Source organism: Streptomyces iranensis (assembly GCF_017874715.1).
GTDB lineage: Bacteria > Actinomycetota > Actinomycetes > Streptomycetales > Streptomycetaceae > Streptomyces > Streptomyces iranensis.
The window spans coordinates 368,389-381,385 of the sequence record NZ_JAGGLR010000008.1; the positions used below are offsets into that span (position 1 = coordinate 368,389).

Annotated in this window: 19 protein-coding genes; 1 reads left to right on the plus strand and 18 read right to left on the minus strand. The window is 70.3% G+C overall.

Going from position 1 to position 12,997, the window contains the following annotated elements:
- Positions 1-2 precede the first annotated feature (2 nt).
- The 18 genes from J2Z30_RS17155 to J2Z30_RS17240 all read right to left on the minus strand — a co-directional run bounded on the left by J2Z30_RS17155 (position 3) and on the right by J2Z30_RS17240 (position 11,972).
- Positions 3-230: a helix-turn-helix domain-containing protein gene (locus J2Z30_RS17155; RefSeq protein WP_044571025.1), complete on the minus strand. Its 228-nt coding sequence runs from the start codon at positions 228-230 to the stop codon at positions 3-5.
- A gap of 184 nt (positions 231-414) precedes the next feature.
- Positions 415-1,560, minus strand: coding sequence for a DUF3631 domain-containing protein (locus tag J2Z30_RS17160; RefSeq protein ID WP_044571022.1), 1,146 nt, complete (start codon positions 1,558-1,560; stop codon positions 415-417).
- Positions 1,557-1,916: a hypothetical protein gene (locus J2Z30_RS17165; protein WP_245388060.1), complete on the minus strand. Its 360-nt coding sequence runs from the start codon at positions 1,914-1,916 to the stop codon at positions 1,557-1,559. Before J2Z30_RS17165 ends, J2Z30_RS17160 begins: the two co-directional genes overlap by 4 nt.
- A complete protein-coding gene (locus J2Z30_RS17170) occupies positions 1,913-2,818 on the minus strand; it encodes a bifunctional DNA primase/polymerase (protein ID WP_044571020.1) in 906 nt (301 codons plus the stop codon). Before J2Z30_RS17170 ends, J2Z30_RS17165 begins: the two co-directional genes overlap by 4 nt.
- Positions 2,819-2,904: 86 nt before the next feature.
- Entirely contained in the window at positions 2,905-3,237 is a 333-nt protein-coding gene (locus J2Z30_RS17175) for a MazG-like family protein (protein WP_044571017.1), read from the minus strand.
- A 223-nt stretch (positions 3,238-3,460) separates the two neighbouring features.
- Positions 3,461-5,581 carry an FtsK/SpoIIIE domain-containing protein gene (locus J2Z30_RS17180; protein ID WP_044571015.1) on the minus strand — a complete coding sequence of 707 codons (2,121 nt, stop codon included), beginning with the start codon at positions 5,579-5,581 and terminating at the stop codon, positions 3,461-3,463.
- A gap of 118 nt (positions 5,582-5,699) precedes the next feature.
- On the minus strand, positions 5,700-5,870 hold the full coding sequence (locus J2Z30_RS17185) for a hypothetical protein (RefSeq protein ID WP_209468718.1): 171 nt from the start codon (positions 5,868-5,870) through the stop codon (positions 5,700-5,702).
- 82 nt (positions 5,871-5,952) lie between these two features.
- Positions 5,953-6,285 carry a hypothetical protein gene (locus J2Z30_RS17190; protein WP_044571012.1) on the minus strand — a complete coding sequence of 111 codons (333 nt, stop codon included), beginning with the start codon at positions 6,283-6,285 and terminating at the stop codon, positions 5,953-5,955.
- A gap of 44 nt (positions 6,286-6,329) precedes the next feature.
- Positions 6,330-6,683 carry a hypothetical protein gene (locus J2Z30_RS17195; RefSeq protein ID WP_044571010.1) on the minus strand — a complete coding sequence of 118 codons (354 nt, stop codon included), beginning with the start codon at positions 6,681-6,683 and terminating at the stop codon, positions 6,330-6,332.
- A gap of 22 nt (positions 6,684-6,705) precedes the next feature.
- Complete coding sequence (locus J2Z30_RS17200; RefSeq protein WP_209468719.1) at positions 6,706-6,861, minus strand: hypothetical protein; 156 nt, start codon at positions 6,859-6,861, stop codon at positions 6,706-6,708.
- Between the two features lie 15 nt (positions 6,862-6,876).
- Positions 6,877-7,359, minus strand: coding sequence for a hypothetical protein (locus J2Z30_RS17205; protein ID WP_044571008.1), 483 nt, complete (start codon positions 7,357-7,359; stop codon positions 6,877-6,879).
- On the minus strand, positions 7,356-7,745 hold the full coding sequence (locus J2Z30_RS17210) for an RRQRL motif-containing zinc-binding protein (protein WP_044571006.1): 390 nt from the start codon (positions 7,743-7,745) through the stop codon (positions 7,356-7,358). Before J2Z30_RS17210 ends, J2Z30_RS17205 begins: the two co-directional genes overlap by 4 nt.
- The gene (locus J2Z30_RS17215; RefSeq protein WP_044571005.1) at positions 7,745-8,446 is read right to left on the minus strand and encodes a DNA cytosine methyltransferase; all 702 of its coding nucleotides are present in this window, start codon (positions 8,444-8,446) and stop codon (positions 7,745-7,747) included. The genes J2Z30_RS17210 and J2Z30_RS17215 overlap by 1 nt, the downstream gene beginning before the upstream one ends.
- On the minus strand, positions 8,443-9,309 hold the full coding sequence (locus J2Z30_RS17220) for a DUF2637 domain-containing protein (RefSeq protein WP_044571001.1): 867 nt from the start codon (positions 9,307-9,309) through the stop codon (positions 8,443-8,445). The genes J2Z30_RS17215 and J2Z30_RS17220 overlap by 4 nt, the downstream gene beginning before the upstream one ends.
- Complete coding sequence (locus J2Z30_RS17225) at positions 9,306-9,593, minus strand: hypothetical protein (RefSeq protein ID WP_044570998.1); 288 nt, start codon at positions 9,591-9,593, stop codon at positions 9,306-9,308. The genes J2Z30_RS17220 and J2Z30_RS17225 overlap by 4 nt, the downstream gene beginning before the upstream one ends.
- Positions 9,590-10,045, minus strand: a complete 456-nt coding sequence (locus tag J2Z30_RS17230) for a Pycsar system effector family protein (RefSeq protein WP_044570996.1) — start codon at positions 10,043-10,045, stop codon at positions 9,590-9,592. The genes J2Z30_RS17225 and J2Z30_RS17230 overlap by 4 nt, the downstream gene beginning before the upstream one ends.
- A complete protein-coding gene (locus J2Z30_RS17235) occupies positions 10,042-10,311 on the minus strand; it encodes a DUF6284 family protein (RefSeq protein WP_044570994.1) in 270 nt (89 codons plus the stop codon). The genes J2Z30_RS17230 and J2Z30_RS17235 overlap by 4 nt, the downstream gene beginning before the upstream one ends.
- Before the next feature lie 944 nt (positions 10,312-11,255).
- A complete protein-coding gene (locus J2Z30_RS17240) occupies positions 11,256-11,972 on the minus strand; it encodes a GntR family transcriptional regulator (RefSeq protein WP_044570991.1) in 717 nt (238 codons plus the stop codon).
- Positions 11,973-12,030: 58 nt separating this feature from the next.
- On the opposite strand from J2Z30_RS17240, the gene J2Z30_RS17245 reads away from it, so the two are divergent.
- Entirely contained in the window at positions 12,031-12,843 is an 813-nt protein-coding gene (locus tag J2Z30_RS17245) for a class I SAM-dependent methyltransferase (protein ID WP_044570988.1), read from the plus strand.
- Positions 12,844-12,997 lie beyond the last annotated feature (154 nt).

Below are 12,997 nucleotides of genomic sequence, written 5' to 3' on the forward strand. Positions count from 1 at the left end.
CGTCAGGCGGCGATGTCGTCGGCCATACGCTCAGCGGTCCAGCGCTGGACGGCGGCGGGGTCGTAGCGGACGTGCTTGCCGACACGGAATCCGGGTGGGCCGATGCGCTTCTTGCGCCAGGCGTAGACGGTCTCCTTGGGTACCTCGAACATCTCGGCGATGTCGTCGGGGGTCAGGTAGCGGTCCGGGAGCCCGGCCCCCAGCGCGGCTATGGCGGACGTCTCTGCCATCTGGCGGTCTCCTCGACAGCGGTGGGGCTCGGGCCCCCTTCTCTGAGGGCCGCTACTTCCGCTACTGGCGCTACCGCCCTGGTCAGGGGCCTGTTTGAGGTAGCGGGAAGGGGTAGCGGTAGCGGATGGGTAGCGGCGGGGTAGCGGGTCGCGATGCCGGTTCCCGCTACCCCGTTGTGGCTGGTCAGGCTGTGTTTTCGGTGCCGGGTAGCGGTGGTAGCGGACTTTCCGGGGGTGGGGGGCAGTAGCGGGCCCACGCGTCCCAGAGATCGGCGGCGTAGTAGCCCTTGAGGACGCTTCCGGCGGTCTTGATGTTGCGGGAGGTGATGGGCTCGTTGTCGGCCGTCATGTACTCCGCGAGCATCTTCGACAGGCGCCGGTTGTCGAACGGCTTGCCGTGGAGGTCCGCCCACGGGGCGTCATCGAGGGCGTTGAGCCGATCCAGGATGGCGACGGTGGGCAGGCGGTCAATGCCGACCATGACGTGGTCGCGCAGGTCGGCCAGCAGCCGAACGCCCAGGCTGCCCTTGTCGTTGGCCTTGGAGGCGGTCACCAGCGTCACGCATGCCTCTCGCGCCCGCTGGGGCCAGTTACCGCCGGCCGCGTCGGCGATGGCAAGCAGGGGTTCCCACACGTCGGCCGGGCGGTCGGTGACGCCATCAGGCATCTCCGGCCAGGCGCCCATGACGAACCCACGGGCGTGCTCGGCCCATTGGGCGAGCCGGTCACGGAGCTTGTGCCCCTCGGCTTCGTGGACGCGGGCCCGGAAGGCTTCCACGCGTTCGTTGCGCGCCCGCCGACGCATACGGATGACGATGGAGCGGGTCATGATGGTGTCCGGCAGGGAGCCGAGTCCGGCGACTGCGACCCCGCAGTATGAGGGGAATGCCTGCACGGTCTGGTTGCCGCCGTCGCCGATGCACCGGTACGTGACCCCGGTGCGGCGGTGACCAGCGTTCAGGAAGCCGCGCAGCTCTTCGTTGTCGCCTGCCTTGGGACCAAAGATCGTGTCGATTTCATCGAACAGGATCGTGGGCCGTCCGCTGGGGTTGGACACGGAGCGGAACAGGGCAGCGGCGGATGCGTTGACGGCCGTCATGGGCTCGGGAACGAGGGTTTCCACGATCTCCAGCGCCCGTGACTTCCCCGAGCCGGGTTCCGGGGACAGGAAGGCCAGACGCGGGGTGGAGTCGAAGCAGTCGAGCAGGTGAGCATGCGCGTCCCACAGAGCCACGGCGACGTAGGCAGCTTCGTGGGGGAAGACGTTGAAGCGGCGGTGGAAGGCTTCCACCTCGTTGAGCAGGGCCGCGCCGTCGATGGTGGTGGTCATGCGGCGGACCGCCTTTCGGTCTCGGCAGGGGCGGGGGCGCGGTGGGGGCATTCGCCGACGCGTACGCGCGTGGTCAGCTCGATGACGGCCGCGCGACCGCGGGCGCGTTCGTGGTGACCGCAGCGGCACAGCCAGTCAGCGACCGGCGGACGCAGCGCCATACGGACGTGGAGGCCCGGCATGATGCCGGTCACCGTGACCTGGTGCGGGTCAGAGCGAAGTGCAGAAGGGACGGCCTTGCGGCCGACGTTCCTCGGCGCGCTACGGCTGTCCGGGGCCGGGCCCGGTTCGGCGGGGCGTGGCTGGTCGGTGGTGTTGGGGATGCTCTTCAGGTGGGGGCGGCGGGGGGTGTTCATGCCGTCTCCCGGCGCTGCTGGTTGTGCGCGATGGACCAGTTCAGCGCGCTGCGCAGGGTCGAGCGGCACTCGGACGCGGTGAGTCCGGCCGCCTCCCCAGCTCCCTGAAGAGCATCCTCGACCACAGACCGGGGGAGGTCGCCCCACGCGATGAACCGCCCAAGTGCCCGCGCCGCCCGGAACAAGGCCGCCTCGCGTCCGCCGCGTTGGGCGGTGGTCACATTGCGGGTCTCATCGGCCAGCGCGGTGTCTGCGTATCGGCGGGATTGCACCGTTACGGCAACCGACGGGGCCTGTACGGGCTTTGGAGCGGGTTTGAGGACGCCCAGCAGCCACGCGGGCAGCGGGGCCGCCACAGAGCCGCCTACGGCTTCGTACGGCCCGGCGGGGGTGACGCTGCCCGCAGCGACCACGTACCCGCCCCATGCGCGGGTGTCGATCTTCTTCGCGAGCGTGCCCTTGGTGCTGGGCAGACGAGTGCCGGGCGGGGTGGTGAAGTACAGGTGCCTCCCGCCGCTGGGAGTCCGCACCGTGAGCGTGGTGGGGACGGCCTGCCCGGCGCGCTCGCAGAGCGCATGGAAAGACGTCACGCCGCAAGGCGCGTCCGCATCATCGTCCGGCTTGGGCATGTCGAGGTCGACCACGACCAGTCCGGACGGGCCGGTCGCGATGCCGATGTTGAACGGGGCCCGTGACCATGCCGTGCGGATGCGGTCGGGGTCGGTGGTGGCGCGCTGTTCCCACTTACGGTGCCCGGCCGCGCACTCGTCCGTACCGGTGCAGGATGCTTCGCCGTGCAGGGCCGGGGGCTTGGCTCCGAAGCGGAGGGGGAAGACGTGCCAGTCGCGTTCAGCGGCCTCCAGCGCTGCGCGGAGCAGCGCGGAGCTTGCTTCATGGGTCATGCTGGATGTCTCCAGTTCTGTTGAGTGCTGGGAGACCGGGGCGGCCCCGACTTCATTGGCGTGAGAGGGGGCCGCCCCGAGCGCATCTAGGCGCTGATCGGCCGGTGCAGGCGCGCGGCCTTGTGCTTCGCGTCAAAGGCGAGGAGTTCGGCGGGGTCGTCCTCGAAGCTGTGCAGGGCGACCATCGCGGACAGGATCACGTCGCACAGCTCAACGGCGACGTCGGCACGGGTGTGGGTGATCCCCTTGCGGGGGTTCTGGCCCTGCATGCCGATGTACGCCTGAGCGACTTCCCCCGCCTCCTCGGTCACCTTCAGCAGCCGCGTGGCGATCTCGTCCGGGTCGGTGCCGTTGCGGGCATCCAGGCAGGCGACGATCGAGCGGACATGGGACCACGGCAAGGCATGGGCGTCGGTCATGGTTCTCCTCGATGGCGTATGCGGAATCTGGGTCGGGAGTAGGTCAGGGAGGCAGAGACACCCCCTGCCGGGGGGCTTGTGGAGGGGGTTTCAGGGGTGCTGACCTGCGTGCCTCCCTGCCTCCCTGATGGATCATTCGCGCTGGTCAGGGCCAGGGATGCGGGCCAGGGAGGGTTTCAGGGAGTTCTCCCTGTCTCCCTGACCGGCACGGGTGTGGCTCCCTCTACTCGGCGGCGGAAGCGGAATCCGTCTCGTCCCGCTCGGCGAGAGCGCGCTGAACGCGATCGCGGCCGACGACCATGCGGCCATCGGACTTGTACGGCTCGGCCCCGGTGCCCTCCAGGACGCGCTTGAGGTCGATGAACGACCACTTGCCGTAAACGTCTGCGTCGAGCGCGGCGAGCCGCTTGAGCACGTCTTGGGTGAGCACGCGCGAGGCGTCCCCGACCACGGTGGCGATGTCGGCGAGCGGGTCCCGCTCCTCACCCCGGTCGATGACGTGCAGCGTGGTCACACCGTCCCGGAGGGCTTTGGCCCGGTTGATGATGGCCTCTGCCTGGTCGTCGTCGATGTAGTGCGTGCGCACCGTGAGGGACGACTGCCCCTTGGGGATCTCGATCCCGTCACTGGCGACGACCAGGGTTCCCTTGTCCAGCCCCTGACGCAGCAGGTGCGGCGCGGCCCCGCCGTCAACGGCCTTGTCTCCCAGCGCCATGCGGGCCTGAGACTCGGTGCCCAGCGCGAGGGATGCGCGGGTGTGGGCCCCTTCGCGGACCAGCTTGGGAAGGTTCTGGTCGGTGGGGTCCTGCGTGCCCTCCCACAGGATCACGTCCACCGCCCGGCCCTGGTTGTGGACCTTGCGCACGGCCATGAAGTACCGGGAGGTGGCCTTGGAGCCGCCGTAGGGGCGGTTCTCCTCGTCCTTGACCGGGCACATGAACGCCACCTGCGCCTCGTCCACGATGCCGATCAGCGGCGCGAAGACCGCCTTGGGGTCGAGCCTGCGCGCCTCGATCCGGCGGTTCATCTCCACCACCAGGCCCTCGACCATCTCGGTGGCCTCGATGACGTTCTCATCGGCCGGGCCCTGGATGAGCACGGTGGCCAGACCGTCGAACATGGCCCAGTCCCCCACGCCCTTCAGGTCAGCGATCCGGAATTCCACCGTGCGATCGAGCGCCGCCCACAGGGCCAGCGCCCGCAGGGACGCGGTCTTGCCCTGGTTCGACAACCCCGTGACCAGCAGGTGCCGCTGAAACAGGCTCAGCGCGGCAGCGTCCCCGCGCAGGTCCTGACCCCAGGGGGCGCGGCCCTTCTTGTAGTCGGCGGTCACGGTCTCGTCGGTGACCAGCGGAGACGGCCCGATCGGCTCGTCCAGCGCCCCGGAATCGGCGACCCACAGCCGGACGGTGCGGGCTGCCTCCGGGATGGTGATGAACACCTCGTGCTCATGCCGGGACAGGTTCTCCGCGAGCTTCCGGCGCCGGTTCTGCACCTCGATCGTGGACACCCCGGAAGGCAGGGTGACGTCGAGTTCGACGCCGCATCCGGCGATCACGATCGGGGAGAGCATCGCCGCGCCGGCGTCGCCCATCTCCTTGATGGCGTTGCGCAGGGCGGGAACGCCGAGGTCGCGCAGGGCCTTGACGACGATCGAGGGGGTGATGGGCTCCCCCTCGCTGCTGCGGGCGGATGTGGGCAGGGCCCAGTTGGGTGCGGCCTGCTGGTGACGGCCAACCGTCCACAGGCCGAGGAGGGCGAGGATGGGGCCGATCGTGACCAGCGGGCCCCACACGATGGCCACGATGGTGATGAGCAGCCTGATGAACTCGACCACCGCCATCAGCGGCGTGACCACGTCGGTGACGTCCTTGTTGGCACAGGCCAGCACCACCCCGAGCGCCACCAGGGCGCCCATGCCCACACCGGTGCCGACCACGGCGCCCTTGGCTATGGCGACCGGGGCGCGCAGCAGGTCCATGCGGCGCCGGTGCCGGGCCTCGCGGAAGCGCTGCCCGCGCTCTTCCCACTCGGCGGCCACCTCATAGTTTCCCGCAGCTTCGGCGGCGCGCAGCATGCGCTCATAGCGGGAGGCGGTCCGCCCGTCCCAGGTCCGGCGGGCCACGATCCGCGCACCACCCAGCACGTACATGTTGTGCCGCACGACCGCACGCGCGGCGGCCTTGGTGCGCTCGTGCGTGACGACCGTCCGCGCGGCGCGGCCGGAGCGCACCCACAACGGCACGGCTGGCGCGGGCGCGGCCTCGACCCCGGCCGGTGTCGGCCGGTCCTCGGCGGCGGGAGTCGGGGTGTGCTTGTAGAGGTGAACGACGTTGTCGCTCATGCTGAAACGTCTCCTGACTGCCCCCCTTCGAAAGGGGCGGGAAGGGATGCGAAAAGCCCTGGGGCGGCCGCTGTTCCTTGGCCGGGCCGGTCGGCCGCCCCAGGGGTGTTGGACTAGGTCAGCGGCGGTACCAGGGCACGTGCTTCTCGGTCTCGACCACGCGGTCGTGGTCGGCCAGGTACGCGGGGCTGTCGGGGTCGGTGTGCTGGGCCAGCGAGCGCTTGGCGGCCTTGTAGGCGGCCACCGCCGTCTTCGCGGCGGTCGTCTGCTGGGGGGTCTTCCGGGCCATCACGCGTCCTTCCGGTTGCGGGGCCGGGCTATTCGGTCCCACCGCACCCCCACGGGAAGCCCGCGGGGGACGGAAGGACCGGTCACAGACCGGCGCTGCGGATCGCCTTCTCGGTGGCCCGCGCCCGCTGTTCCGCCTTCGTCAGGGCGGTGCGTGCGGCGGCCCGGTCCTCGCGGGAGGCGGCGCGTACGGCGGCCTTGGCGGTGGCCAGTTCGGCCTTGGCCTTCTCGTTCTGGCGGTGCAGAGCGGCGGCCTCCAGGCGGCCGCGCTCCTCGGCGGCGTCGTCGATGGCGTCGATCTGCCGCTCGATCTTCGGGTCCACTGCATCGGCGGCCGCCTGCTTGACGCCGCGCAGGATCAGCCAGGCGCGCTTGCGCTTCTCGGCCGGGGTGTAGGAGCGGTAAACCTCGCTCACAACGGTGTCCTTCCTGATCACGGGGGGGAATGCGCGGGTATCGGTCAGGCGGTGTGCTCGGACTCGCCGAACGCCCTGTTCACCTGGATGAGCTGCACTTCGGTGGTCATGAGGTGGCCGAGGAGGCGGCCCGTGTCGGTCGCGGGGACGTCCGCGTACTCGCTCACCAGGGCGCGCACGGCTTCGAGGATGAGGATCTGTTCGGCCACGCCCTCCACGTCGTCGGCTGTGGGGTGAGTGACCGTGGCGGACACCTCTGTGAGGAGGTTCCTGGCCGCGGCAAGGCGGCTGGCCAGCTCTTCGGGGTCGTTCAGGTCGACCAGGCCCATCGCGTCGATGTAGTCACGGACGCGGGTGAGCGTGATGACCTGTTCGGCGGTGCGGACGATGTCGTCCATGGGGTGTGCTCTCCACTCCTGCTCAGGACGCTTTGGGCTTGTGGGTGCGGCGGTGGGTGGTGTCGGCCACCCCTGCGGGGTGCCTGCCGGGGCGGCGGCCGTTGCCGGTGACGGTGCGGTCCCCCGGCGCGCTGCCACCCGCACCGGCCGGGCCAGGGTGCGGGGCCTTGCTGGTCATGCGGGGCCTCCCCGATCAGCGGTTGCGGACGGTGGTGTGGGAGCGGCCCCACCAGCGATTGGCCACGTGGTGATGGGTGATGTAGGTGTCACCGCCCTTGCGGCGGCCGGTGGCCAGGGCCGCACCAGCCGCCACACCCGCAGCGAGAAGGGCTTTGACGAGGGAATCCACCACGATCGCGGCGGCCCCGGCAGCGAAGTAGGCACCCACCCCGGCCCCGGCGGCGAACACACCCTTGGCAGCCACCCGCTGAGCCTGCGGATCCGCCCCGGCCGACACCGGGACGGGCCCGGGGGCCGGGGTGTGGATGGTGGGGAGGTCTTCGCGGCGTACGGCCACGAAACCGCCGTGCGCGCCGGGCACGTAGACCACCGGGCCGCGCTCAGCGGCGAGTTCTACAGCCCCGCTCAGCGGCTGCTGGACGGGGCTGTAGAGGTCGGGGGTGAGCGGGTCGGGGACCGGGTCACCCGGCGGGTGGTAGGGCAGGGGCGTGGTCATGCCGCCTCCGTGAAGTCGTCGGGATAGGCGCAGGTCACACACACCCCGAGCGAAGTGGGGATGCAGTAACCCGCGACCGTGGAGCACTTCGGGCAGGTACGGCGGGCGCGCATCATCGCCTCGTGCGCGCGCCACATGCCCGGGGTCATCGGCCGGACCTGCTTGGCCAGGTCCAGGCGGTAGAGGTAGGCCACCGACACACCGGACTTCCGGCGGCGGGAGCGGCGCATCACCTGCGCCGCTATCGGCTGACCCCCCGGACGCAAGCCCCGAGCCCGTAACTGACGACGCGTCGCGTAGCCGTCCGGCGCCAGCCGCCACGGGTACGTGGCCAGACCCCACGTGGTGCCGGTGGGGTCATAGCACTTGCCGAATGCCGGGGACATCAGGCTGCCGCCGCATCGGTCACGGACCGGCCGGCGAGGAACGCTTGGCCGATCCAGGTGGTGTAGGCGGGCGGGATGGCCTCGGTGAGTTCCTCCCGCGCGTCGGTCCAGGTAATGCCCATCGCGGCCTGCATCTCCGGGACCGTGGCCTTGCCGCCCCCGGAGCCGTACGGGGCCACGTAGGGACCGTCGTAGTAGCGGCCGTGCCGGTGGCCACGGACCCGCCCCCGATGCTTGGGGTGCGGCGGCTGCACGACGCTCCAGCCGCCCAACTCGAAGTTGCGGTGGCGCAGCACTCCGAGGCCGAACATCTCCCCGCACAGCGCGAGATCCCGGCGGATCGGCGCCTTGCCGTTGGGCTGCTCGATCACGTACGGCAGGCCCGTACGGTCCAGCAGTGCCCGTAACTCGGGGATGAGCTGGACATGAGCACCTCCCCAGCCGCGGGAGCGGTTCGTGCCCACGGTGAGCGCGCATCCGGCCTGGCACGGCGGGGAGGCATGCACCAGCGTGTACCGCCGGATCTCACCCGAGGCGATCAGGTGGGCGAGGTAGGCCAGGGCATCGCCCCGGTGGTAGGGGAAGGGGTACCGGGGCCGGTCGGCGATGTCGCAGCCGTCCACGGCGAACCCGGCATCCTCGAAACCCTTCCCCGCACCGCCGGCGCAGGAGAACAGATCCAGCACACGCGGCCGGCTCATACCGCCACCGCCTCAGGCGCAGTGGCGGGCGACTCGGCCCGCTCGGCACGGAGCGCATCCCGCAGACCGCGCGCCTTCTCCGCCGACGTGTGGACTTCCTTGCGGATGCGGTCGGCCGTCAGCTCCTCATCCGACCAGTCGGCGGTAGCCTTCCGGGCCTCATCCAGGAGTTCGGCGGGCGTCCGCTTCGGTCGGGTGGGCCGGGCCGACTGGGGAACCCGACCGGTCGCCCGACGCGGACGGGCCGACTCGACCGGTACCGCCGCACCGGCCGGGGCCGACCGGTCGGCGGCGGGCCGTGCGACCGGTGCCGGGGCCGGAAGGGGGTTCGGGTCGGCGACCGGGGCGGGCGGCTCGTCGGCCGACTCCCCCAGGTCAGACATAGACCGATTGCTCTCACTCTCGGCCGTTTTCTCCGCATTTGTGGTCGGCTCGGGTCGGTGGTGGAGCACCTTGGCGACCAGATCCGACCCGAAGTAGATCGACCCGACCGGAAGTGAGGTCGCCAGCAGCACCAGCAGCCAACCGACCTTGCCCAGGTCGGCCAGTCGGCCGGGGTCGACCGAACCGCCGTGCAGTTCGGGGACCAGTCCGTGCACGTAGTTCAGCACCAGCGAGGCGGACGTGTAGAAGGCCAGCACCCGCAGCGCGAACCGTTGATCCGACCGCGCGGTCAGCACCAGTCGGGCGACCAGCGCCAGAGCCATCAGACCGTCGACCACGAAGGCGTACAGCGTCGCGGCTGTCTCGTCGGCACCGATGGCCGTAGCCACGTCCCTCAGCGCGTTCCACGACACCCGGAAGGCCATTCCGACCACACCGACCAGAGCGAGGACGAGAGCAGTCTTGGCCTTGCGGTTCATGCCGGGCCCCCTTTGTCTTCCCAGGGGGTGTAGGTGACCGGCTCGTCGGCGGTCCAGCGGCGCAGCAGCCGGGCGGCGACCTCCATATCGTGGTCCTGCTCCAGCACACCGGCCAGAACGCACCGCGCGTCAGACACCCGGCGGCCGAGCAGCAAGGAGTACTCCCGCTCGTCCCGATCCGTCAGGCCCGGCAGGGGAAGGTCCAGTGCGTCATGCACGGCCCGCAGCAACGCCGTAACGGCGTCCTCGACCGGGGCCGCCACGGGGGTGATGGGCTCGCTCACAGCACACCCCCCACAGCCATACCGGCCGCGACGACGAGCAGAGCGCCGGCCGCGCGGGTCACGTCGATCGCACGCTGAAGGGCGGCGAACTTCAGCAGCGCGATCCGCGAGAGGTTCGCGATGTCCTCCCCGCGCCGGTCCTCGGCCAGCAGGGCGCAGATCTCGTCGCCGGTCAGCCGGGCCCACAGCGGGAAACCCGCCACAGCAGCGCCGGACAGGTTCGGCCGGACCACCCGCAGCAGCAGCGCAGCGGCCGTCACCAGCAGCAGCACGCCCACGCCACCAACCACGTACACGAGGGTGGGAAGGTGCGCGTCGCCGGCGACGGTCCACACACCGGCCAGAACCGCACCAATGAACGCCAGCAGCAGACTGGCCTTGCCATCGGTCCGGGCGATTTCCGCCTTCACCTCCGCATGCGCGGTGGCGAGGTTGGCATCCAGTGTGGTCACGCCCCCACCCCCGACGTGCTCAGGTCGGCGGTGAGGTTCGCCAGCTCCCGCCGGGCGGCCAGCACCCGGCGACGGGCCCGGCGGATACGGCGCGCGTCCAGCTCGGACACCGGCCGGTCAAGCGTCATGATCCGCGCGTCCAGCAACTCGACCTCGGCCGTGATGACCGGCATCTCAAGGTCGATCGCGTCCAGCTCAGCGCCGGTCGGCTCACGGTCGGACAGGTCGGCGGTAACAACCGCCTGAAGTGCACCGATGTACTTCATGGGTCGTGGTTCCTTCCAAGGTGGAACGGCCCGAACAGCACCCCCGGAGTAGCCGCTCCGGGGGTGCGCGCCGTTCTGTGGGTGGCTGAGGGTCAGCCGTGGTGGATGCTCAAGCCATGTGGGGATGGGGCCGCGGATGGCGGACGGGAAGCGGGGGACGTGGGACGTTCATCCCGCTCGTGCTCGCCGCTCACCGGCCACCCCGCGCCTGAACGTCGCGCTCACTGCGCTTGTTCTGCTCGGCGTTCTTGCGGGCCAGATCCTCCCGCTCAGCCTCTGTCAGACTGGTGATCACAGGTTCCTCCACTCAAGGTGCCTGTACGGCGGGCCCCGGGGGGCAACCCGGGGCCCGCGCTGGTGTCGACCACTCCCTACGAGCAGCCACGGCCACCGGCGCGCACCATGCAGGCGAGCGCCGGTGACGGTGGTTCCTGGTAGAGCAGGCTTCACCGGCCTGCCGTTGCCACGGCTGACCGGTCCCGAGCCCGGATCGGGCGCGCCATCGTCTCTGCTCTGGCGCGGCAACAGGGCAGCTCACTCGGATGACCGCCCGCCGCAAGGCGAGCGTTCTACAGAGCCGAAGTGCCGTACGTGCCACGCCGACGCGTGGCACCGCTGCCGACGGTCCTCACCCGGCCGTCGCGGGGGCGGGGAAGTCTCACCCCGCCGTCGATTCACTGTTGAGTTCTCAAGGAACGGACGCTTCCTTTCACCCCCTTGTGAAGGGCTTCCGGGCGCTACATGGCCAAGTAGCCCCGCCCCCGAGGGGGTTCGGGCTGCCTTGTGGCCACATCCATAGACTGGACCGGTGGACCGGTCCAGTCAACCTCTTCGGACGGGATTCGGTTACGGCTAATCGCATCTCTGCTGGTGGGGGCTGCTTTTTGGGGACGAAAAAAGCTGGACCGGCGGACCGGTCCAGCTCCTTCTGTTGTGTATGACGGCTACATCTCGTAGGTCTCTTCCCGCTCATAGAGGGGGCCCGGCGTGACCCCTTCCTCGCAGACCAGCGGGCGCCCCTCCTGGTCGTACGCCGTGTGCAGCACGACAGCCACCGGGGTGGGGTCCGACAGCCCCAAGTGCTCCGCCTCGATCTCCGTCGCCAGGCGCACCGTGGTGACATCCGTCCCCTCCACGGAGAACCGGCCGGTCTGTCGGCGTACGTACCGCGTCGTCCCCTCTGCGATGGGGGCGGTCTGGGCCAGGCGGGGCGCCGCCTCCGCCACCTCGGGCGGGAACCACGCCACCGCGTAGCTGTGAGGACTCCCATCGGGAAGTTGCATCACGCGCACCCGGCGAAGTGCCTGCGCTTCGCCGTCCATTCGAAGCGCCTCGGCCACATGCGGCGGAGGCGCCGCCCAGTCGGGAGCTCCGACGCGCAGGAACGGCATGCCGCCGGTCACGCGCGCCGAACCGGCCCGGCGGCCACCCGCCGGCCGTGCCACGGGGGTCTCGGTGACGACGAACCCCGTGCCCTGCTTCGCTTGCACCACACCGTCGTTCCGCAGTACATCCATGGCCTTGATGGCGGTGGCCCGTGACACCGACCACTGCTCGGCCAGATCCCGCCCCGATGGGACGATGTCGCCCGGCCCGAACTCTCCCGCTGCGATCCGGGACCGCAGGGATTCCGCGATTTCCTCGTACTTCAGCAGCGCCATGGCTCCCCTTGTCAGGTCCGTACTGGACTGGTCCACCGGTACACAGGATACTGCCTCCATGACGAAACCAGAGGTGGTCCTAGCACCGGAGATCGAACACTTCTACTCACAGGTCATTGACGAGAACACCCGGCTGAGTGCGTCGGCAGACGGGCGGCTTGAGCTCGTCCGCACGCAGGAGATCCTGCGTCGCTTCCTCCCACCGGCACCAGCGCGCGTCCTTGACGTGGGAGGAGGCACGGGCGTGCACGCACGGTGGCTTGTCGAAGACGGCTACAAGGTCGAGCTGATCGACCCCGTGGCCCGACACGTCGAGCAGGCGGCGGCGATCTGTCCCGCATCGCAGGGCGACGCGCGTGCGCTGGACGCAGCAGACGCGAGCTACGACGTCGTGCAGCTACTCGGCCCGCTCTACCACCTGCCCGACCCGGAAGACCGGCGCCGTACCGTCTCAGAGGCCCGGCGCGTGGTGAAGCCGGGAGGACTGGTCGCAGCGGCGGGCATCAACCGGTACGCCTCTCTCTTCGAGCACGTCAGCTACGCCCACCTGCACACCGACCGCCTACAGGCGGCAATCTCCAAGATCCTCCGCACCGCTGTGCACGACGGCAAAGGCTTCACCCTGGCCTACTTCCACCGTGCCGAAGAACTCGCCGACGAACTGCGTGCGGCGGGACTGACCGACGTCGAGGTCTTCGGAATCGAGGGCCCCGCATGGTCATTGCTCAAGGCCGTGGAGCAGCAGCCTGGCGAGGGGCCCACAGACGACCTGTTCGCCTCCGCGCTGACGGCTGCGCGGATGGCTGAGCCCTATCCGGAACTCCTGGCCGCCAGCTCGCATCTGCTGGCGATCGGGAGGGCCGCGAGGTGATCCGATGGCCCCGGGGGAACGGTTCGTCCGGATCTCCGGGGCCATGCTTGGGGCCGTCTGTGGGCCGTCCGAGGACGGCCAATGGCGACCTATGACGACCAACAACGACCGCGACGGGCGGCGGCCCGCACACGTCGCATAGAGCGTCGTTACA